Here is a 20,326-nt window from a genome sequence, read left to right as displayed (position 1 = left end):
GCAGCATAGGGGTGCAAAAGATGTGGGTAAATCCAAGCATTGTCATTGTTTTCCGGTAGCTGCTTCTTCTATCTAGAAGCAATCGCGCGGAATGAGGGGCAGAGCATGACCACAGGCATTGACGAAGCCGGACAAGATCAGCCGCGGGATGAGGATGCCTATGCGCTGGACAGGCGAACTGTCGCGGCCATTCTTTATGCCGTGGATGTCGAGGATCGCGACAAGCTGATCGAGCTGATGGAGCCGCTGCACCCGGCTGACATTGCTGACCTTCTTGAGCAGATCAACCCCTATGACCGGACCCGGCTAATCCGTCTTTATGATAAGGAATTCGACGGCGATATCCTGTCAGAACTGGATGAATCTGTTCGGGAGGAGGTCATTGCCGTTCTAAAGCCGGACGTGCTGGCCGAAGCCGTGCGGGACATGGAAAGCGACGATGTCGTCGATCTGCTGGAGGATCTCGAAGAGCCGCAGCAGGAAACCATTCTGGATGCGCTGGAGGATTCCGAGCGGATCGCGGCCGAGCAGGCACTCTCTTACCCGGAAAACTCGGCGGGCCGCCTCATGCAGCGCGAGGTCGTCATGGCCCCCGAACATTGGACGGTGGGGCAGGCGATCGATTTCATGCGTGCAAACGACGATCTGCCTGAGCAGTTCTATTACGTGATCCTGGTCGACCCGCGCCTCAAACCCGTTGCGCAGGTGTCTCTTGGCAAACTGATGGCAACCCGGCGCGAAATTCCTCTGCATGATATCGCCGACGAGGAACTGCATACGATCCCTGTCGATCAGGATGAAGAAGATGTCGCCTATGCCTTTAATCAATACCACCTGATCTCGGCCCCGGTGGTGGATGCCGACGGGCGTTTGGTCGGGGTGATCACCATCGATGACGCGATGGTGGTTCTGGATGAGGAATACGAAGAAGACATGTTGCGCCTCGCCGGTGTGTCTGACGAAAGCTCGATCTCGGATAGTGTTGCCGCAACCAGTAGGCGGCGGTTGCCATGGCTGGGTGTCAATCTGGTCACTGCGATCTGCGGATCTCTGGTGATTTCACAGTTCGAGGCGGCGATTGACCAGTTGGTGGCGCTGGCGATTCTGATGCCCATCGTGGCGTCGATGGGCGGGAACGCGGGCACGCAATCGCTGACGGTCGCGGTGCGCGCGCTGGCAACACGCGACCTGACGGGCTCGAACGTGGGCCGGGTTATCCGGAGGGAACTGCTGGTCGGAATGCTGAACGGGCTGTGCTTTGCCATTGTACTGGGCACGGTAGGGATGATGTGGTTCGATTCTCCATTGCTGGGTGTCGTGATCGGGTCGGCCTTGGTCGTGAACATGATCATCGCAGGCTTCGCGGGTACGGTAGTACCGGTGGTGCTGGATCGTCTGGGCGTTGACCCGGCGCTGGCGTCCGGGACCTTTGTGACCACCACAACGGATGTCATGGGGTTCTTCATCTTCCTGGGGCTGGCCAGCATGGTGCTACTGTGACCGAAACGACCGATCTGACCGAAATCAAAGCTGCCGCCCGGAAAGCGGCCTTTGCCCGCCGCAAGGCTGCTTTTAACGCGCGGCCTCCCGGCGCAGCGGGCCGCCTGTCCGAGGTTCTGGCCGGGCACCGTGGCGTTCCCATTTCCGGCTACATGCCCATCCGCACCGAGATTGATCCGCTACCCGCCATGGCCGAAGCCGCTGCTTATGGCCCGGTTGGTGTGCCGGTTATTCAGGCCGCAGGCCAACCGCTGCGTTTTTCGCGCTGGACGCCTGAAGGGGCTTTGAAAGACGGACCGTTCGGCGCCAAGGTGCCCGAGATCGACGATTATTTCGACCCCGAGATCCTGATCGTGCCGCTGGTGGCCTTCGACGCAAAGGGTGGTCGACTGGGCTATGGCGGAGGGTTCTATGATCGTACACTGGAAGGCCTGCGCGCTATACGCCCGACGCTGGCCATCGGGTTCGCCTTCGACGCGCAGGAAGACGACGGTCTGCCGCTGGAGCCGACAGATCAGCCGCTTGACATGGTGATCACGGAAAGTCGTGTGCTGAGCTTTCGCTCTTAGAACCCAAGTTTATAAAGTCGCCCGGCTACTTTCCGGTGAATGACCGGTGGCAGAATATCTTCTAGCAGAGCACGCCGCGCGACTTGCCGGTCTGGCTTGTCGGCGGTGCCGGGGCGCGGCTTGAACAGCGTCGTATGAGACTTGCGAGAACTGTCCCAGGTCGCAGTGTAGTAGTACAGCGCGATGGACTTGCGGGGCTCGCCATCCGGGTGGTTCACGGTTTCAGGGTTGCCGTGCCAGCTGGTCGAACTGGTGTTGAAAATGCACATACGGTTGAACTGCGGCACAAACCCCGCGACTTTCGCTGACATGTCCTCGTTCCAGACCTCGAACGAGCCGCCATATTCCTCGCGCCAATCCTTGTTCAGATAGATCAGCATGTTCACACGGCGCTCAAGGTTCAGTCCGGCATGGTGGTTGAAATCCGCGTGAATATCGAGGTGCCCGCCATTCGACACGACGTGGATACCGCCGCCTGCAAAATAGGGGTCCGGGATCAGCCCTTTGATGCCAGTCAACTCTTCAAGGAACGCAAGAACGGGGCGTGAGTTCAACGCATAGAACAGCTGCCGCGTATAGGGCGGCAAGCGGTTGGGCTGATAGCTGGTTTTCAGTTTCTCCTGCGCGCGGTCAAAGCTGGTTTCGGCCTCGGGCAATTGCTCAAGATCCTCAAGCACACGCTCCAGAATGGCAGGGTCGAGGAAATTGTCGTAACCGCCATAGGGAAACGGCGTCTTCGACTGATAATCTTCAGAGATACTCTGCGCTGCAGCCCGTGCGTCTTTAGTGGGCAGCAGGAGGGTTTCAGGATCAAGGGCAAGGACAGGAGAAGACATAACACGAGACCTAACAATAAATTAAAACACCGCTTTCTCCGCGAATTTTGCCGTCGACACAAGTCGAGTGTCAACCGTTTCAGCTGCGTCGAACTGTTCCAACCAGTGGTCAGCGGATAATAGTGAACAATTCCAGCTTCCAAGGCGCCATTGTTCGCTCGGATTTTGATGGGTGCCGGAACTAAGTGCCTCAGGCTCGGGGTCGTGTGGGAACCGCTTGCGCTTGCAGGATGCCGGACTTAGGACAGTCTGCATGAAGATACTCTTTTTGGGCGACGTGATGGGGCGCGCGGGACGCGCCGCCATACAGCAGCATCTGCCACGTCTGCGAGACGAATGGCGGTTGGATTTCGTTGTGGTCAATGGCGAGAACGCCTCGAACGGGATGGGGCTGACCGGCGATCACGCCAAATTGTTGCTGGATGCGGGGGCAGACTGTATTACGCTGGGCGATCACGCGTTTGATCAGAAAGATATGCTGCAGTTCATCGAGAAAGAATCGCGCATCGTGCGGCCGGTGAATTTTGCCAAAGGTGCACCGGGGCGGGGGCATCGGTTGTATACGGCACCGGGCGGACGCAAGGTGTTGGTGGTTCAGGTGCTGGGTCAGGTTTTCATGAAACGACCCTTTGACGATCCGTTTTCGGGGGTTGAGCCGATCCTGAAGTCGCACCCGCGCGGCGGGCAGGCCGATGCCATCATCGTGGATATGCATTGCGAGGCGACATCCGAGAAGATGGCGATGGGCCATTATTGCGACGGGCGGGTCAGCCTGGTGGTGGGGACGCATACACATGTGCCCACAGCGGACGCTCAGATCCTGCCGGGCGGCACCGCGTATCTCACCGACGCGGGGATGTGTGGGGATTATGACTCGGTGATCGGAATGGACAAGCAAGAACCGATGCGCCGTTTCATCACCGGAATGCCCAAAGCCCGGTTCACGCCTGCGAATGGCGAGGCGACGCTGAGCGGTGTATTTGTCGAAACCGACGATCGCGACGGGCGCGCAAAATCTGTGCAGATGGTCCGCGTGGGCGGGCGGTTGCAGCAGGCGGGCCTCTGAGAACCATGTCAGGCTTGCTCTGACGCACGCAATGCGTGAAACTGGCTGTCAGGCGCGTATGCCAGGCCAGGGTTCGGACAGAATACCAAGAATGCAATTCCTTCAACTGACAGAAACAGGCAGCGCGGTCTTGGCGCTGATAATCGTTGCGGGCATGTTCGTCATGTTCCTGCGCGAGATCTATCCGACCGAAGTCGTCGCTATCGGCGGAGCTGCGTTAATGCTGGCCACCGGCATTCTGCCCTATCAAAGTGCCTTGGCGGTGCTGTCCAACCCTGCGCCGTGGACGATTGCGGCGATGTTCATCATCATGGGTGCCTTGGTGCGTACCGGTGCCCTCGATGCTTTCACTTCGGTCGCCCAGAAGCAGGCACAGGTCAATCCGCGTATCGCCATCGGTTTGCTGATGGGCTTTGTCGTCGTCGCTTCGGCTGTGGTGTCGAACACGCCTGTTGTTGTGGTGATGATTCCGGTCTTCATTCAGATCGCACGGACCTTGGATGTTCCGGCGTCCAAGCTGCTGATCCCGCTCAGCTATGCGGCGATTCTTGGCGGCACACTGACGCTGATCGGTACCTCGACCAATCTACTGGTCGATGGTGTGGCCCGCGCGCAGGGCATGACCGCCTTCACCATCTTCGAGGTGACGCCGCTGGGCATTGCCCTCGTCATCTATGGCATGGTCTATCTGCGTTTCATCGCGCCGCGACTGCTGCCCGACCGCGACAGCATGGCCGAGATGCTGAGCGACCGATCCAAGATGAAGTTTTTCACCGAGGCCGTGATCCCCCCCGAAAGCAACCTGATCGGACGCGAGGTTACCGGGGTGCAATTGTTCAAGCGCCCCGGCGTGCGCCTGATCGACGTGATCCGAGGCGACGAGTCGCTGCGGCGTAACCTCAAGGGGGTTGAGCTGCGGGTGGGCGACCGGGTGGTTCTGCGCACCGAAATGACCGAGCTTCTGAGCTTGCAGACCAATAAGGAACTCAAACGGGTCGATCAGGTTTCGGCGGTTGAAACCAAGACGGTTGAGGTGCTGATCACGCCCGGATGCCGGATGGTTGGGCGCACGCTGGGTGCCATGCGGCTGCGTCGTCGTTATGGCGTCTATGTGCTGGCGGTGCATCGCAGGAACCAGAATATCGGGCGTCAGTTGGATGATCTGACCGTGCGCGTCGGCGATACGCTTTTGCTTGAAGGCTCGCCCGCCGATATCCAGAAACTGGCCGCCGATATGGATATGGTCGACGTCACCCAACCGTCGGCGCGAGCGTTCCGGCGCAGCCATGCCCCGATTGCCATCGGAGCCCTTGTCGGGATCGTCGCGCTGGCTGGGCTGGGGATTGCGCCGATCCTGGCCCTGTCAATAATCGCGGTTGCCGTTGTTCTGCTGACCCGGTGTATCGATGCCGACGAGGCGTTTTCATTTGTCGAAGGCCGCCTGCTGGCGCTGATCTTTGCGATGCTGGCCATTGGCGCTGCGCTGGATAAGTCGGGCGCGGTGTCGCTGATTGTCGAAGCCATCGCCCCGGCCTTGGGCATGCTGCCGCCCTTCCTGATTATCTGGGCGGTGTATTTGCTGACTTCGGTCCTGACCGAGCTGGTGTCGAACAACGCGGTCGCTGTGGTCGTCACCCCCATCGCGATCTCTCTAGCGCAGGCCGTGGGGATCGATCCACGCCCGCTTGTTGTGGCGGTGATGGTCGCGGCTTCGGCCTCGTTCGCGACGCCCATCGGCTACCAGACCAACATGATGGTGTATGGTCCCGGCGGGTATCGGTTTACCGACTTCCTCAAGGTTGGTGTACCGCTGAACCTGACGGTGGGCCTGCTGGCTTCGCTGCTGATTCCGTTCATCTGGCCGCTGTAAGACCGGCGCGGAATCGCCGACCTGAATGCGCCGGGTCTTGTAAATGACGATCCGGTCACAATCTTTTCGATAACGACCTACGCGAAAGGATGGGATCATGCCTTTTCCAAAACTCGGACAGGCCATCGTGGTTGGTGCAGTCCTATTGGCCCTGCTGGGCAGTCAAAGCCATGCCGGAACGGTGACCGGTTCCGCTACATATCGCGAACGGATCGCCGTGCCGGAGGATGCGACTCTGTACGTGGAGTTGCAGGATATCTCGTTGGCGGATGCGCCGGCGGTCACTCTGGCGGCACAACGTTATGCTTTGACCGGGGTGCCGACCGAGTTCGAGCTGAGTTTCGATGACGCGCTGATCCGGGATGGCATGACCTATGCGGTAAGCGGGTCGATTTATCGGGGCGATGAGTTGTTGTTTATCACGGATACGGTCCACCCGGTGTTGACCAACGGGGCCGGGGACGAAACCGATCTTGTATTGGTGCAGGTCGGCGGTCTGGGCGCGGCAACTTTGGAAGATACGAGCTGGACCGCAATCGGCATCAACGGTGCCACCATTGATGTCGAGCGGCCGCCGCAGCTGTCATTCGGGCAAGGTGGCTCATTCAGCGGTTTCGGAGGTTGCAATCGGTTTACGGGGCAAGCTGAGATATCCGGTGAGCGTCTGGAGTTTCCAGATAACATTGCGGCAACCCTGATGGCTTGCCCGCCCGCGCTGGAAGAGGTCGAGGATCAGTTTTTTGCCGCGTTGCAGGGTGTCACGACCTATGCCGTTGCGGGCAACAGCCTTGTCCTGCTCGATTCCGCGGGTGAGCCGGTTTTGAAGTTCTTCCACACACCGTAATCAGGCAACGGCGCGGGATCGTCCCGCGTTGCGGCCCGAGAAGATGCAGCCACCAAGGAACGTGCCCTCCAGCGCGTTGTATCCGTGATAGCCTCCGCCGCCGAAGCCTGCGACTTCTCCGGCTGCGAACAGGCCGGGGACCACTTGACCGTCTGCACCGATCATCTGGCTGTCGAGGTTGGTCTGCAACCCACCGAGCGTTTTGCGGGTCAGCACGTGCAGTTTGACCGCGATCAATGGGCCGTTTGACGGATCAAGGAACTTGTGCGGTTTGGCTGTTCGGATCAGCTTGTCGCCTCGATAGTTCCGCGCCGCGAGGATCGCCATCATCTGAGCGTCCTTCGAGAACGGGTTGTCGACCTGAGAATCCCGCGCCTCGATCTGGGCCCGCAGATGGGTCTCGTCAATCAGACCTCCGCCAAGCTGGTTCATGCCGGTGACCAACTCGGTCAGCGTGTTGGCAACGATGAAATCCTCGCCTTTTTCCTTGAACGCCTCGACCGGAGCTGTGGCCTTTGAACCAGACAGGATGCGCTGACGGATTACCTCTTTCCAACTGCCCGAAGTGAAATCGGGGTTCTGCTCGGACCCTGACAGTGCGAATTCCTTCTTGATGACCTTCTGCGTCAGGATAAACCAGCTGTATTCATAACCAGTTTTCAGGATCTCACGCAGCGTCCCGAGCGTATCGAACCCCGGCAGACAGGGCGGTTGCAGGCGATTGCCGCGCGCATCGAACCACATGGAGCTTGGGCCAGGCAGGATGCGAATGCCATGTGCGGGCCAGATCGGATCCCAATTGCGCACGCCTTCGGTATAGTGCCACATCCGGTCGCCGTTGATGACGTGCCCGCCAGCCTTTTCGGTGATCGGGATCATCCGACCATCCACGTGGAACGGAACGCCCGCCACCATATCCTTCGGTGGTTCCCCCAGCCGGTCGCGCGGCCAGTTCTTGCGCACCATCTCAAAGTTACCGCCAATGCCGCCCGAGGTGACGATGACCGAGGGGGCATAGACCTCGAACTCGCCCACTTCATCGCGGTTGGTTTTACCGCCGCGCTGGGCGGAGTCGGTGGCCAGAACCTCTCCGGACACGCCTTTGGCACAGCCGTTCTGCATGATGATGTGGCTGACCTGATGGCGGAATTTCATCTGGATCAGCCCGGCGCTGACATGCTCCTGCACACGACGTATGAAATGCTCCAGCACGCCCGGCCCGGTACCCCAAGTGATGTGAAAGCGCGGAACCGAGTTGCCATGCCCGTCGGCATAAGACCCGCCGCGTTCGGCCCAGCCAACGACAGGAAACCAGCGCAAGCCCATCTCATGCAGCCACGGGCGCATCTCTCCGGCAGAAAATTCGACATAGGCCTGCGCCCATTTACGCGGCCATGCGTCCTCATTCCGGTCAAATTGCGCGCTGCCCATCCAGTCACGCAGAGCCAGATCGTGGCTGTCGCGGATGCCCATACGACGTTGTTCAGGGGTGTCGACCATGAACAGGCCACCGAGGCTCCAGAACGCTTGCCCGCCGAGGAAATGTTCGGGCTCCTGATCCACGATGATCACGCGCTTGCCACGATCCCCCAGTTCCGCCGCGGCTGCCAGACCGGCAAGGCCGGCTCCGACCACAATCGCGTCTGCTGTGTTGTTGGTCATCGGATCTCCTTTCAGCGGTTGCGGAACCAGAGGATGAAGGGGGTTACCACCACGTACATGGTGATTCCGTAGACGGCCGCAGGCACGGCCAGAGGGCTGAATCCCGTTGTGGTGCCTGTGATCAGTGCCGCCAAAGTAATCCCCATAGCCGAATTCTGAATGCCTGTTTCGACCGAGATAGTTTTCGCCTCATCCCATGTCAGCTTGGCGATCCGCGCCAGCCCAAGTCCGATAAGCAACAGCGTGATATTCAGCGCGATCAACGCAGCCCCGATAGAGCTGAGGTTCTCAATGAAGAACTGCCAATTCCCGGCCAGCGCAGCCAAAACGATCAGCACGAACAGGATCGAGGCAAGTGTCGAAAGAGGGTTGTCGATCCGAACTGCGAACGCTCTGGCAAAGTGGCGAATGCTGACGCCTATCGCGACAGGCAACGTTGTGATCAGGAACAATGCGGTAGCAAGTGCGCCAATGGATACTTCCGGGGCTGTCTCACCCATGAAGTAATCGATGGACCATGCGGCCAGGATAGGAACTGTCAGGATCGACAACAGGCTGATCACAGCTGTCAGGCTGACTGATAGCGCAACGTCGCCTTTGGCAAACTTTGCGAGGATGTTACTGGTTACGCCGCCGGGGCAAAAGCTTAGAAGCATCACGCCCACGGCGATCTCAGCGGGTAGCCCGAACATCGTGACAGTTGTGAAGGCAGCCAGTGGTATCAATACAACCTGACTGATCGCACCGATGGCGAATGGGTATCCGCGGGTGAGAACGCGTCGGAAATCGGCGGCCTCAAGCCCGATCCCCAGCGACAACATGATAATGGCCAGCGAAAGCGGCAGGCCAACATTTATTAGCAAGTCCAAGAACAACTCCTCCCAAAGCCGTTCGGGCCAGCCTATGCGAGGGGGCATGAATCAGGCAACCACGCCGTTAAGTCACCCGTAGCGTTGAGCGAACCGGCGCAGGATTTCACCCGGCTGAGTCACGTCAGCGGCATGGCACATATCGATCAGACCCTGCGCATCTTCAGGCGGGAAATAGCCATGATCTTTGTAGATATGGATGCGCTGTTCAAAATCCCTGGCATCCGCTTCGGGGTGGAACTGGGTGGCATAGACATTCTGACCCCATCGGATCATCTGAATCGGGCAAGGGTCCGAGGCCACAAGATGCACGCAACCGTCCGGCAGGGATTGCACCGCCTCTTTATGACCAACAAATGCTTCGAATTCCGACTGCAGGCCTGCGGTCAGGGGGTCCTGCGCACCATCGTCGGTCAGGCGGCAATCCGATGGTCCGACCGGTTCGCCATATTGCCGTTTGCTGACATCGCCTCCCAGATGCGCAGCGAGGATGCCCAGACCATAACAGCAGCCCATGAACGGATGATCCTGCGTGGTGATCTGCGGCATTAACCCCATGATCGCACCCTCGATCTTTGCATCCAGTGCGGATTTGCTGGCCGGATCGTCGCTGACACAGCCCGGACCACCGCCCACGATAACACCGGCGTAGTCGGTGACATCCAACCCCTCGGGCAGATCTTCGCAATCCAGCCGGATGCGGTGGGTTTGCGCGGGCTGAAGGCCAGTTTTGTCCAGAATCGAGGCATATTCGGCATCCGACGCATCGGTTTCCGGGCGCAGTTGCAGGATCAGAAAGCGTTTCATACGCAGCCTTTAGCCATCAAAGCGGCCAGAACACAAGGATCGCGGGGATTGAAACGGCTATGATCAGAATCTCCAACGGCAGACCCATGCGCCAGTAGTCTCCGAAGTGATAGCCTCCGGGGCCCAAAACCAGCGTGTTGTTCTTGTGCCCGATCGGGGTCAGGAACGCAGCCGAAGCGGCTACGGCGACTGTCATCAGGAACGGATCGGGTGAGACATCAAGCGTGCGCGCCATCTGTATCCCGACAGGCGCCGCGACAATGGCCGTAGCGGTGTTGTTCAGCACATCCGATAAGGTCATCGTAACAACCATCAGCACTGTGAGGATCGCCCAAGCGGGCAGGCCATTGGTTAGCTGGATCAGGGCGTTGGCGATTAACTCGGTCCCGCCCGAGGTTTCCAGCGCGCTGCCCAGCGGGATCATCGAGCCCAGTAGGACAACCACAGGCCATTCGATGTGATTATAGATATCCGCAATCGGCATGATCTTGGTCAGCACATAGGCGACCACGACGAGACCCAGTGCGATGGGCAGATAGATCAACCCGATGCTGGCGGCCAGCACGGCGGCCGCAAACAGGCCAATGGCCAGCCACGCCTTGTCATTGGCTGTCACATTCAGTCCGCGTTCAGCCAATGGGAGACAGCCCAGCCATTCCGTCACATCCGCGCTGCGGTCACGGGGGCACAGCAGCAACAGGATGTCACCGGCCTCAACCTCGGTCTTGCGCACCTGTTTGGTGATCCGACGCCCTTGACGCGAAATCCCCATCAGCACCGTACTTTGCCGCCACGCCAACCCCAGTGCCTGCGCGGTGCGCCCGGTGATGCGGGCGCTTTCGGGGACGACGACCTCGATCACTTCCAGCCCGTCACCCTCGGCGGTCAGCACCTCTTGCCGCCGCGTATCCGAGAAATCCAGATTGAGCGCGGCGCGGAATTCATCCAACGCCTCGGGCCGCGCCTCAAGCACCAGCGCATCGCCTTCGTGCAGCGTGGCATGGGTCGAGCGGCCATAGCGGCGCTTTCCGTCTCGGATCAGGCCGATAATGGCCACATCGGATTTCTCGGCGGCCTCATACAGTTCACTGACCCGCTTGCCGATATGCGGTGACTCGGGCGGGATCGTCAGCTCGGCGATGTATTCGGCCAACGCTTCGGTGCTTTCCTGCTGCACGCCCCGATTTGGGATCAGACGCCAGCCGATCAATGCGACGAAGGCCAGTCCGGCAATTGCGGCGATCCCGCCGACCGGGGCGAAATCGAACATATGAAACGGCTCGCCCAGCGTTTCGGCCCGGATCGAAGCGATGATGATGTTCGGGGGCGTCCCGATCAGCGTGGCCATACCGCCGAGGATGGTGGCAAAGCTGAGCGGCATCAGTGACAGGCCCACCGGGCGCGCCGCCTTGCGGGCCGTCTGAATGTCGACCGGCATCAACAGTGCCAGCGCTGCGACGTTGTTCATGAAGGCCGACAGAACCGCCCCGATCCCGCCCATCAGGGCGATATGCGCGCCAAGCCCGCGCGAGGCATCGACCAATGTTCGCGTTATCATGAACACAGCACCCGACCGCACCAGACCGGCAGAAACCACGAGCACCAAAGCGACAATGATCGTGGCGGGATGTCCAAACCCGGCGAAGGCATTGTCGACAGGGACAACTCCCAATGTGACTGCAATCATCAAGGCGGTGAAGGCCACAAGGTCATAGCGGAACCTCCCCCACAGCAGCATTCCGAACACGGCGATGAAAAGGGAAAAAAGAATGATCTGATCTGTCGTCATACCGCCACCATAGCCGCACAGGATGTTGGGGCAAGCCGATCCCTTGATCCTGCCCCCCGCAAACGTCTATATGAGCGCCGAACACGCAATCACGAATAACGAGGACGCACCATGGCAGGCCATTCCAAATGGGCCAACATCCAGCACCGCAAGGGACGTCAGGACGCCGCGCGGTCCAAACTGTTTTCCAAACTGTCGAAAGAGATCACCGTCGCGGCGAAGATGGGCGATCCTGATCCCGACAAGAACCCGCGCCTGCGTCTGGCGGTGAAAGAGGCCAAGTCGAACTCGGTCCCCAAGGACGTGATCGACCGCGCGATCAAGAAATCGGTGGCCGGTGAAGGCGACGATTACGAAGAAATCCGGTACGAGGGCTATGGCCCCAATGGCGTGGCCGTGATCGTCGAGACGATGACGGATAATCGCAACCGGACCGCCTCGACCGTGCGTTCGACCTTCTCGAAGAATGGTGGGAACCTGGGCGAAACCGGCTCAGTCGGGTTCATGTTCGACCGGAAGGGTGAGGTGGTCTATCAGGCGGATGCAGGCGACGCGGATACCATTTTCGAAGCTGCGATTGAGGCCGGCGCCGAGGATGTCGAAAGCTCGGAAGACGGTCACATTATCTGGTGTGCCGATACCGATCTGAACGATGTGTCGAACGCGCTGGAAGAGGCGTTGGGCGAATCCGAATCCACCAAGTTGGTGTGGAAGCCCACCACCACGACCGAGCTGGGTCTGGAAGACATGCAAAAGCTGATGAAGCTGGTGGATGCATTGGAAGATGACGATGACGTTCAGCGCGTGACCACCAATTTCGAAGCAACCGATGAGGTTATGGCGCAGCTTTGATGCATCGCGGCAATCGAACACAGAACCCGGCCATGTGCCGGGTTTTTGCGTTTTGAGGGGCCTTGGCCCATAAGGCCTGCCCTTATACAGTCATTCCGGAGAAGTAAGAACACCGCGAAAGGCGCGACGTAAGGCAAGCGCAAATGGCAGCAAAAACCACTGATCCGGGGCGGCGAAATCTGCCGGTTCTGGCTGGGCAAAGCATCCTGTCGCAGGTGGCATGGACGCTGGGCAGCCCGTCCGTAGTTCTGCCGTTTCTGGCGGTATCGCTTGAACTGCCCATGTTTCTGGCCGGAGCTTTGGTGTCGATCCGCATGGCTGGCAACATGATCTCGGATGTATTTTTTGCCCGGCCAATTGCGGCGCAGGCCCGCAAGAAGCGCGGGATTGCCCTGACCGAGATCGGCATCGGCGGTTGCCTTCTCATGGCCCTGTTGATTGCAGCAACGGGCAGCGTCTCTCTGACTGCGATTGCTTTTATCATGGCGTTCTTCCTGATCGGGATGATCGAAGAAAGTCAGTCGCTGATGCTATCAGATCTGTTGGGGGATCATCTGAAATCGAAATCACGGATGATCATCCATTATTTGCAGCTGGGGGCGGGCGGCCTCGGCGCGATCGGCCTGGCGCTGTTGCTGCATGAGATCACCAAAGAGAACCCGCCCTTCTTGCGACACTCTGCCGTGATCATCGCATCAGTAGTGTTCTTTCTGTTTTCGGCGCTGTGCATTCTGGGGATGGCCGAATCTGCGCCTGATGACGAATCTGACCAATCGTCCAAAGGACAGCATCAATCGCTGAGCGATATCATCTTTGGCATCGTGCGCATGTTCGAACAGGAATGGTTCCGCCGCTATATGACCATGCGCCTGCCGCTGGTGGTCGTTACGTTGTCTGTTCCGTTCTTCGCTCTGATCGCGGCTGAGGCGCATCATTCGTCGGCCAAAGGCCTGACCGCAATGATCATCTCGTCCGCGTCCGGCTATCTGGTCTCTGCCCCTTTGTGGCAACTGGTGAACATGAAATCGCACCGCGCGGTTATGGTGACCGGAAATCTGATGGTTTCGGTGACCGGAATCGTGCTTCTGGCGTTTCACTATCTGCATATCGATCATGCGGTTCATCTGCATGCGGTCGCGCTGTTCATCGTTTCGATCGCGGCCACGGGGATTGCCAGTGCGCGCAAGCTTTATTTTCTGGATGTGGCCCCGAAGGATCAGCGTGTGCAGGGGGCCGCGGCAATCAAGGCGATCTGTCGGCTGGCTGGTGTGATCCTGTCCTCGGCAATGGCGGGCGTGGCACATATGCATGAGGTCGCCTCGGCGATTGTCTTCATCGTGCTGGTCAGTCTTTGGGCGGCGTTTGCCTGTTACCGTATCGTGCAGCCGCAAAAGGCCGAGGCGCCGCAGGTCTAATTCTGTGGGATCAGTGCCTGAGCCGCCGCGCGTCGGACCGCTTGGGTCAGCGGGGTCAGGGCGGGGGCCAGAACCCGTCCGATCTGCCAAGTCAGCGCGATATCCAGCGGGGCGTTGGGCAGGACTTCTACCAGTCGCCCATCCGATATCGCCGCGCGCACCAGCCCTTCGGGGTTCATGCCCCATCCCAGCCCGGCGATGGCAGCTTCGACAAATCCCTGTGAGGAAGGCAGAAAATGCGATGGCGGTGAAATCCGGCTGCTGGTGTGCGCAGCGAGCCAGGTTTTTTGCAAATTGTCCTTGCGATTGAAAATCAGGCAGGGCGCGCGGGACAAGGATTTGTCCGAAACACCATCGGCAAACCATTTGTGCATGAAGGCCGGGCTTGCGGTCGGCAAATAGCGCAGCGTTCCCAGTGACAGTGCCTCGCATCCCGGAACGTGCTGACCGCCCACGGTAATCGCGGCGCTGACTTCACCCCGTCGCAACCAGTCAGCTGAATGATCCTGATCATCAATAACCAGATCGAACAGCAAATCGTCTGCCTGCGCCATCGCCTCAATGAACCAGGTGGCAAGGATATCGGCAGGAACAGCAACCCGCACGCGGGCCGGGCCATCGCGTTGATCCAGCGTGATTTCGCGCGCAAGCTGCGCCTCCAGCAGCCCGATATCTTCGGCGTGCCGGGCAATGCGCAAACCCGTCGGCGTTCCGGTGCAAGGCGTGCCGCGATTGATCAAAGCTGCACCCACCCGATCCTCCAGCGCCTTGATCCGTTGCGAGATGGCCGAGGGGGTGACCGCCAGCTCTGCCGCGGCTGCATCAAAGCTGCCATGGCGCAGGATCGCCGAGAGGGCGGACAGGTGATGGGGATCGAGCAGCATTAGTCAAACTTAATTTAGTTAAACATCTTTAATTTGATAGGCGGATGGGTAACCGATAGTCAACGGCTCAGATACTAGGAGGTCGCATGTTCTCAGCACCAATCGCCGGGTTCGCCCTGGGTTTCAGCCTCATACTCGCCATCGGTGCGCAGAACGCCTTTGTCCTGCGGCAGGGTCTGCGGCGTGAGCATGTCTTTGTGCTGTGCCTGACCTGCGCGGTGTCTGACGCGATTCTGATTGCGGCAGGGGTCGCCGGGTTTGGTTCGCTGGCGCAGGCTGTACCGTGGTTTGAAACCGTGATGCGGTACGGGGGTGCCGCGTTTCTGATCTGGTACGCGCTGCGCAGTTTCCAGTCTGCACTGAAGGGGGGCGCCGCGATCGAATTGGACGAGACGCGACGTTCCAGCCTGCGCGTCACGCTGCTGACCGTCTTGGCCTTCACCTGGCTGAACCCGCATGTGTACCTGGATACGGTCGTGCTGATCGGGTCGATCTCGGCCCAATATGATGATCGTTTGGGATTTGCGCTGGGTGCTATGACCTCAAGCTTCGTGTTCTTCTTCACGCTGGGATATGGCGCGCGCATTCTGACGCCCGTCTTTACCCGCCCACGTGCCTGGCAGGTGCTGGATGTGGGGATCGGCGTGGTCATGATGATGATCGCTCTGAAACTTGTTATCATGTGAAGGGTTGTCCCCGGCGAGATTCCGGTGTTCAACCGTTTGCATGACCTCTCGCCCTGACACCTACCGCCCGCTGATTGGCATGTTCTGGATGCTTGCCGCCGGGTTGTCTTTCGTTGGCATGAATGCACTGGTGAAAATCCTTGGTACCAGCATGAACCCGATTCAGGCGGCGTTCCTGCGATATGTATTGGGGCTGGTTTTTCTGCTGCCGGCCTTGCGAGCGATCTTTGGCACCCCTTTGACGCGCAGAAATCTAACCTTGTTCGGAGTGCGCGGCGTGGTCCATGCGATTGCGGTCATGTTGTGGTTCTTCGCGATGACCCGCATCCCGCTGGCCGAGGTAACGGCGATGAACTACCTCACGCCGGTTTACGTGACCTTGGGTGCGGCACTGTTCCTGGGGGAAAAGCTGGCCTTCCGTCGCATTGCCGCTATCGCCGTGGCACTGATCGGCGTCGTGATCATCCTGCGCCCCGGTTTCCGGGAAGTGCTGCCGGGTCACCTGGCCATGCTGGGCACCACGCTTGCGCTCGGAGGGTCTTATCTGCTGGCCAAGCTGCTGGTGCGCGATGTCCGGCCCTCGGTCGTGGTTGCGCATCTGTCGATCTGGGTCACCATTGCCCTGATCCCCTTTGCCTTGGCAGTGTGGGAGACGCCCAGCCTGCGCGATTTGGGGATCTTGTTCGTCATCGCCAGTTTCGCAACCGCCGGGCACTATTTCATGACACTTGCACTGCAAGCCGCGCCCGTTGCGGTCACGCAGCCCGTTACTTTCCTGCAGTTGATTTGGGCGACATTACTGGGCACATTGGTCTTTCATGAACGCATCGATTTTTGGGTCATCGCCGGAGGCACGCTGATCCTGACCGCCGTCAGCTTCATCACCTGGCGCGAAGCCAAGATCGCGCGGAGAGGGTCCACGCCACCAACACCCGCGCAAGGGTCAGAGAACCCGGCGGAAGGCAGAAAAATGGTTATTGATTGACGAGTCAATAAAAACGCCTTAGCCTCCACTCATCAGCAGATGGTGCAGAGGGGCGGAGATGCCGAAACTCGGAATGGAGCCGATCCGGCGGGAAGCGATCGTCAAGGCGACGATTGCCGAGCTTGGCGTGCAGAAATCCCTTGATGTTACGGTTAGTCAAATCGCCAAACGGGCTGGCATGTCCAGCGCGCTCGCCCATCACTATTTCGGCGGCAAGGAACAGATCTTTCTGGCCGCCATGCGCCGTATTCTGTCAGATTTTGGCGCCGAAGCGCGAACCCAGCTTGACGCTGCCGCCCCTGATGAGCGCGCACAAGCCATTATTCGTGCCTGCTTTGCACCATCCTGTTTCACCCCTGATGTGATTGCAGCGTGGATGACGTTCTATGTGCTTGCACAAACCAATGACGATGCGCTGCGTCTTTGGCAAATCTATCAGGCTCGCATCCGGTCGAACCTGATCCATGCGCTGCGCCCACTGATGCGAGACCCGATTGAAGCAGCGGAAGATATGATCGCGTTGATCGACGGGCTGTATATCCACGCCGCCCTCAATGCACCGCAAAAACCGCAGCTCGCGGTAAATCACGCCCTGCGTGTTCTAGAGATCTTTCTCGAGGCCGAAAAATGACAAAACCGAACATTCTGATCCTGATGGTGGATCAGCTCAACGGAACCCTCTTTCCCGACGGTCCCGCTGACTGGCTTCATGCACCGAACCTGAAGAAACTGGCCGAGCGCTCAACCCGGTTTTCCAATGCATACACTGCGTCGCCTTTGTGCGCGCCCGGGCGGGCTAGCTTCATGTCCGGTCAGTTGCCCTCGCGCACCGGGGTTTATGACAACGCCGCCGAGTTCCGCAGCGATATCCCGACATACGCGCATCACCTGCGTCGCGCGGGTTATTACACCTGTCTGTCAGGTAAGATGCATTTTGTTGGCCCCGATCAGCTGCACGGGTTCGAAGACCGCCTGACCACCGATATCTACCCCGCCGATTTTGGCTGGACGCCCGATTACCGCAAACCCGGTGAACGGATCGATTGGTGGTATCACAACATGGGCTCGGTCACTGGCGCAGGTGTCGCCGAAATCTCGAACCAGATGGAGTATGATGACGAGGTCGCCTACAACGCCACGGCCAAGCTCTATGATCTGGCGCGTGGCAAGGATGACCGTCCGTGGTGTGTGACCGTCAGCTTTACCCATCCACATGATCCCTATGTGGCACGTCGCAAATACTGGGATCTCTATGAGGATTGCGAGCACCTGCTGCCCGAGGTTGCGGATATCGGCTACGACAATCAGGACCCGCATTCCAAACGCATCTTCGACGCCAATGACTGGCGCAGCTTTGACATCACGGAAGAAGACGTTCGGAAATCCCGGCGCGCGTATTTTGCCAACATCTCCTATCTCGACGATAAGATCGGAGAGATCCTGGAAGTGCTGGAAACCACACGGCAAGAGGCGATCATCCTCTTTGTTTCCGATCACGGCGACATGCTGGGTGAGCGCGGATTGTGGTTCAAAATGAACTTCTACGAAGGCTCAGCGCGGGTGCCTCTGATGATCTCGGCGCCGGACCTGCCTGCGGGCTGCATTGATGCGCCAGTGTCCACGATTGATGTGACCCCCACGCTCGGGTCGTTGGCCGGCGTGGACATGGCCGAGATAGCGCCCTGGACAGATGGTGAGGACCTCGTGCCGTTGGCGCAGGGTGTCGAACGCACCGCGCCGGTGGCGATGGAATACGCGGCCGAGGCGTCTTACGCGCCGCTGGTTTCGCTGCGCTATGGCAAGTGGAAATACAACCGTTGCGCGCTGGACCCTGATCAGCTGTTCGACCTTGAGGCCGACCCGCATGAGCTCACCAATCTGGCGGATAACCCCGAGCATGCGGGTACGCTGCAAACCCTGCGCGCCAAGTCCGAAACCCGCTGGGACTTGGATCGTTTCGATGCCGATGTCCGCGCCAGCCAGGCCCGCCGCTGGGTCGTTTACGAGGCTTTGCGGCAGGGTGGCTATTACCCGTGGGACTACCAGCCGCTGCAGAAAGCGTCCGAACGCTACATGCGCAACCACATGGACCTGAACATTGTCGAGGAAAGCCAGCGTTTCCCGCGTGGCGAATGACCTGACCCCGAAGACCGGAATACCAACAAATGACCTACCCAACCCAACCCACCGCCAGCCACTTCATCGGTGGTGAATATGTTGAAGACACTTCTGGCACAGCGATTGAGGTGATCTATCCGGCGACGGGCGAGGTGATCGCGACCGTGCATTCGGCCACGCCGGCAATTGTCGAACGTGCCATCGAAAGCGCCCGTGCGGCCCAGAAACAATGGGCAGCCACCAGCGGAACCGAGCGTGGCCGTATCCTGCGTCGGGCCGCCGACATGATACGCGAACGCAATCATGACCTGAGCGTGCTGGAAACCTTCGACACCGGTAAACCCTATCAGGAAACCTCGGTCGCCGACGCGACCAGCGGTGCCGATGCGCTGGAGTATTTCGGCGGCATGGCCGCGACACTGACCGGCTCACATATCCCGCTTGCCGATGGTGACTGGGCGTACACACGGCGTGAACCGCTGGGCGTATGTGTCGGGATTGGCGCGTGGAACTATCCCACTCAAATCGCCTGCTGGAAGGGCGCACCTGCGCTGGCCTGCGGCAATGCGATGATTTTCAAACCGTCCGAGACCACACCGCTTTGCGCGTTGAAGGTGGCGGAAATCCTGCATGAGGCCGGGCTGCCAGCCGGGCTTTACAATGTGGTGCAGGGTCTGGGTGAGGTTGGTGCAACTCTGGTGAACGATCCGCGCGTCGATAAGGTGTCGCTGACCGGCTCAGTACCGACCGGCAAAAAGGTTTATGCGGCTGCGGCCGCCGGGTTGAAGCATGTCACGATGGAGTTGGGCGGCAAATCCCCGATGATCGTGTTCGACGATGCCGATCTGGAAAATGCGGTATCGGGCGCTATACTGGGGAACTTCTATTCCTCCGGTCAGGTCTGCTCGAACGGGACCCGCGTGTTTGTGCAGAACGGTATCAAAGAGGCGTTTCTTACGCGGCTCAGCGAACGGCTGCAGCAGGCGAAAATCGGTGACCCGATGGATACGGACACCAGTTTCGGCCCAATGGTCAGCCAACGGCAAATGGAGATCGTACAGGGCTACATCGCAAAGGGCGTCGAGGAAGGCGCACGTCTGGTCAACGGAGGCGCGCGTGTGGATCGCGACGGCTTCTATCTGCAGCCCACGGTCTTTGCCGATGTCACCGACGAGATGACCATCGCCCGCGAAGAGATTTTTGGCCCCGTCATGGCGGTTCTGGATTTCGCGGACGAAGATGAGGTGTTGGCCCGTGCCAACGATACGGAATTCGGACTGGCTGCGGGTGTGTTCACCCGTGATCTGACCCGTGCGCATCGCGTCGCAGCCGGGTTCGAGGCAGGAACATGCTTTATCAACAGCTACAACGACGCCCCGGTCGAAGTGCCCTTCGGCGGCTCAAAACAGTCGGGCGTCGGGCGCGAGAATTCAGCGGCGGCGATCGAGCACTATTCGCAGCTCAAGTCGGTATACGTCCGGATGGGCGATCTGGAAGCGCCTTTCTGACACCAAGGGCGCGTAATACGAATTCCGGGCGTGCCCAGTGCCGCCCACTGCAGGGTCAAGGGCCCA

At 59.4% G+C, this 20,326-nt stretch carries 18 protein-coding genes; 12 read left to right on the top strand and 6 right to left on the bottom strand.

Annotated elements, in window-relative coordinates; all coding sequences use genetic code 11:
* Positions 1–105: 105 nt before the first annotated feature.
* Together mgtE and ACR0NF_RS11605 are read left to right on the top strand one after the other, a co-directional pair.
* Positions 106–1,500: a magnesium transporter gene (gene mgtE, locus ACR0NF_RS11610; protein ID WP_480778285.1), complete on the top strand. Its 1,395-nt coding sequence runs from the start codon at positions 106–108 to the stop codon at positions 1,498–1,500.
* Entirely contained in the window at positions 1,497–2,069 is a 573-nt protein-coding gene (locus tag ACR0NF_RS11605) for a 5-formyltetrahydrofolate cyclo-ligase (protein ID WP_480470451.1), read from the top strand. The genes mgtE and ACR0NF_RS11605 overlap by 4 nt, the downstream gene beginning before the upstream one ends.
* On the opposite strand, the gene ACR0NF_RS11600 is transcribed toward ACR0NF_RS11605, so the two are convergent.
* Complete coding sequence (locus ACR0NF_RS11600; RefSeq protein ID WP_480470450.1) at positions 2,066–2,905, bottom strand: 2OG-Fe(II) oxygenase; 840 nt, start codon at positions 2,903–2,905, stop codon at positions 2,066–2,068. The genes ACR0NF_RS11605 and ACR0NF_RS11600 overlap by 4 nt on opposite strands.
* A 253-nt stretch (positions 2,906–3,158) precedes the next feature.
* Between ACR0NF_RS11600 and ACR0NF_RS11595 the strand changes: the two genes are divergently transcribed.
* The 3 genes from ACR0NF_RS11595 to ACR0NF_RS11585 all read left to right on the top strand — a co-directional run bounded on the left by ACR0NF_RS11595 (position 3,159) and on the right by ACR0NF_RS11585 (position 6,685).
* Positions 3,159–3,971, top strand: a complete 813-nt coding sequence (locus tag ACR0NF_RS11595; protein ID WP_480470449.1) for a TIGR00282 family metallophosphoesterase — start codon at positions 3,159–3,161, stop codon at positions 3,969–3,971.
* A 91-nt stretch (positions 3,972–4,062) separates the two neighbouring features.
* Positions 4,063–5,841 carry an SLC13 family permease gene (locus ACR0NF_RS11590; protein ID WP_480778284.1) on the top strand — a complete coding sequence of 593 codons (1,779 nt, stop codon included), beginning with the start codon at positions 4,063–4,065 and terminating at the stop codon, positions 5,839–5,841.
* 97 nt (positions 5,842–5,938) lie between these two features.
* Positions 5,939–6,685, top strand: a complete 747-nt coding sequence (locus ACR0NF_RS11585; RefSeq protein ID WP_480778283.1) for a YbaY family lipoprotein — start codon at positions 5,939–5,941, stop codon at positions 6,683–6,685.
* Here ACR0NF_RS11585 and ACR0NF_RS11580 read toward each other — a convergent pair whose 3' ends face one another.
* The 4 genes from ACR0NF_RS11580 to ACR0NF_RS11565 all read right to left on the bottom strand — a co-directional run bounded on the left by ACR0NF_RS11580 (position 6,686) and on the right by ACR0NF_RS11565 (position 11,812).
* Positions 6,686–8,347: an FAD-binding dehydrogenase gene (locus tag ACR0NF_RS11580; protein WP_480778282.1), complete on the bottom strand. Its 1,662-nt coding sequence runs from the start codon at positions 8,345–8,347 to the stop codon at positions 6,686–6,688. It abuts the gene before it with no gap.
* 11 nt (positions 8,348–8,358) lie between these two features.
* Positions 8,359–9,216 (bottom strand): bile acid:sodium symporter family protein, encoded by an 858-nt coding sequence (locus ACR0NF_RS11575; RefSeq protein ID WP_480658366.1) that lies wholly within the window; start codon positions 9,214–9,216, stop codon positions 8,359–8,361.
* 72 nt (positions 9,217–9,288) lie between these two features.
* Positions 9,289–10,023, bottom strand: a complete 735-nt coding sequence (locus tag ACR0NF_RS11570) for a glutamine amidotransferase (RefSeq protein WP_480470444.1) — start codon at positions 10,021–10,023, stop codon at positions 9,289–9,291.
* Between the two features lie 16 nt (positions 10,024–10,039).
* Positions 10,040–11,812 (bottom strand): SLC13 family permease, encoded by a 1,773-nt coding sequence (locus ACR0NF_RS11565; protein WP_480778281.1) that lies wholly within the window; start codon positions 11,810–11,812, stop codon positions 10,040–10,042.
* A gap of 111 nt (positions 11,813–11,923) precedes the next feature.
* Here ACR0NF_RS11565 and ACR0NF_RS11560 point away from each other — a divergent pair, with 111 nt between their 5' ends.
* A complete protein-coding gene (locus ACR0NF_RS11560; protein WP_170519960.1) occupies positions 11,924–12,664 on the top strand; it encodes a YebC/PmpR family DNA-binding transcriptional regulator in 741 nt (246 codons plus the stop codon).
* 143 nt (positions 12,665–12,807) lie between these two features.
* Complete coding sequence (locus ACR0NF_RS11555) at positions 12,808–14,079, top strand: permease (protein ID WP_480667553.1); 1,272 nt, start codon at positions 12,808–12,810, stop codon at positions 14,077–14,079.
* Here the strand turns inward: ACR0NF_RS11555 and ACR0NF_RS11550 are convergent.
* Entirely contained in the window at positions 14,076–14,963 is an 888-nt protein-coding gene (locus ACR0NF_RS11550) for a LysR family transcriptional regulator ArgP (RefSeq protein WP_480658360.1), read from the bottom strand. The genes ACR0NF_RS11555 and ACR0NF_RS11550 overlap by 4 nt on opposite strands.
* 86 nt (positions 14,964–15,049) lie before the next feature.
* On the opposite strand from ACR0NF_RS11550, the gene ACR0NF_RS11545 reads away from it, so the two are divergent.
* From ACR0NF_RS11545 to betB, 5 genes are read left to right on the top strand one after another with little or no spacing between them, the layout of a single operon-like run.
* The gene (locus tag ACR0NF_RS11545; protein ID WP_480658358.1) at positions 15,050–15,649 is read left to right on the top strand and encodes a LysE/ArgO family amino acid transporter; all 600 of its coding nucleotides are present in this window, start codon (positions 15,050–15,052) and stop codon (positions 15,647–15,649) included.
* A 40-nt stretch (positions 15,650–15,689) separates the two neighbouring features.
* On the top strand, positions 15,690–16,634 hold the full coding sequence (locus ACR0NF_RS11540; RefSeq protein ID WP_480658357.1) for a DMT family transporter: 945 nt from the start codon (positions 15,690–15,692) through the stop codon (positions 16,632–16,634).
* Positions 16,635–16,692: 58 nt separating this feature from the next.
* Positions 16,693–17,265 (top strand): choline-binding transcriptional repressor BetI, encoded by a 573-nt coding sequence (gene betI, locus ACR0NF_RS11535; RefSeq protein ID WP_480658356.1) that lies wholly within the window; start codon positions 16,693–16,695, stop codon positions 17,263–17,265.
* Entirely contained in the window at positions 17,262–18,770 is a 1,509-nt protein-coding gene (betC, locus tag ACR0NF_RS11530) for a choline-sulfatase (protein ID WP_480658355.1), read from the top strand. Before betI ends, betC begins: the two co-directional genes overlap by 4 nt.
* Before the next feature lie 29 nt (positions 18,771–18,799).
* Positions 18,800–20,260: a betaine-aldehyde dehydrogenase gene (gene betB / locus ACR0NF_RS11525; protein ID WP_480667550.1), complete on the top strand. Its 1,461-nt coding sequence runs from the start codon at positions 18,800–18,802 to the stop codon at positions 20,258–20,260.
* Positions 20,261–20,326: the final 66 nt, after the last annotated feature.

The organism is Ruegeria sp. CF4, assembly GCF_056537345.1.
The sequence above is the reverse complement of the archived record's forward strand: the minus strand, read 5'-3'. Positions and strand labels throughout refer to the sequence as shown.

Coding starts and splice junctions, on each gene's coding strand:
- betC (WP_480658355.1), top strand. CDS start 17,262: ATGACAAAACCGAACATTCTGATCCTGATGGTGGATCAGCTCAACGGA.
- ACR0NF_RS11595 (WP_480470449.1), top strand. CDS start 3,159: ATGAAGATACTCTTTTTGGGCGACGTGATGGGGCGCGCGGGACGCGCC.
- ACR0NF_RS11550 (WP_480658360.1), bottom strand. CDS start 14,963: ATGCTGCTCGATCCCCATCACCTGTCCGCCCTCTCGGCGATCCTGCGC.
- ACR0NF_RS11555 (WP_480667553.1), top strand. CDS start 12,808: ATGGCAGCAAAAACCACTGATCCGGGGCGGCGAAATCTGCCGGTTCTG.
- ACR0NF_RS11565 (WP_480778281.1), bottom strand. CDS start 11,812: ATGACGACAGATCAGATCATTCTTTTTTCCCTTTTCATCGCCGTGTTC.
- ACR0NF_RS11600 (WP_480470450.1), bottom strand. CDS start 2,905: ATGTCTTCTCCTGTCCTTGCCCTTGATCCTGAAACCCTCCTGCTGCCC.
- betI (WP_480658356.1), top strand. CDS start 16,693: ATGCCGAAACTCGGAATGGAGCCGATCCGGCGGGAAGCGATCGTCAAG.
- ACR0NF_RS11540 (WP_480658357.1), top strand. CDS start 15,690: ATGACCTCTCGCCCTGACACCTACCGCCCGCTGATTGGCATGTTCTGG.
- ACR0NF_RS11580 (WP_480778282.1), bottom strand. CDS start 8,347: ATGACCAACAACACAGCAGACGCGATTGTGGTCGGAGCCGGCCTTGCC.
- betB (WP_480667550.1), top strand. CDS start 18,800: ATGACCTACCCAACCCAACCCACCGCCAGCCACTTCATCGGTGGTGAA.
- ACR0NF_RS11570 (WP_480470444.1), bottom strand. CDS start 10,023: ATGAAACGCTTTCTGATCCTGCAACTGCGCCCGGAAACCGATGCGTCG.
- ACR0NF_RS11585 (WP_480778283.1), top strand. CDS start 5,939: ATGCCTTTTCCAAAACTCGGACAGGCCATCGTGGTTGGTGCAGTCCTA.
- ACR0NF_RS11590 (WP_480778284.1), top strand. CDS start 4,063: ATGCAATTCCTTCAACTGACAGAAACAGGCAGCGCGGTCTTGGCGCTG.
- mgtE (WP_480778285.1), top strand. CDS start 106: ATGACCACAGGCATTGACGAAGCCGGACAAGATCAGCCGCGGGATGAG.
- ACR0NF_RS11560 (WP_170519960.1), top strand. CDS start 11,924: ATGGCAGGCCATTCCAAATGGGCCAACATCCAGCACCGCAAGGGACGT.
- ACR0NF_RS11545 (WP_480658358.1), top strand. CDS start 15,050: ATGTTCTCAGCACCAATCGCCGGGTTCGCCCTGGGTTTCAGCCTCATA.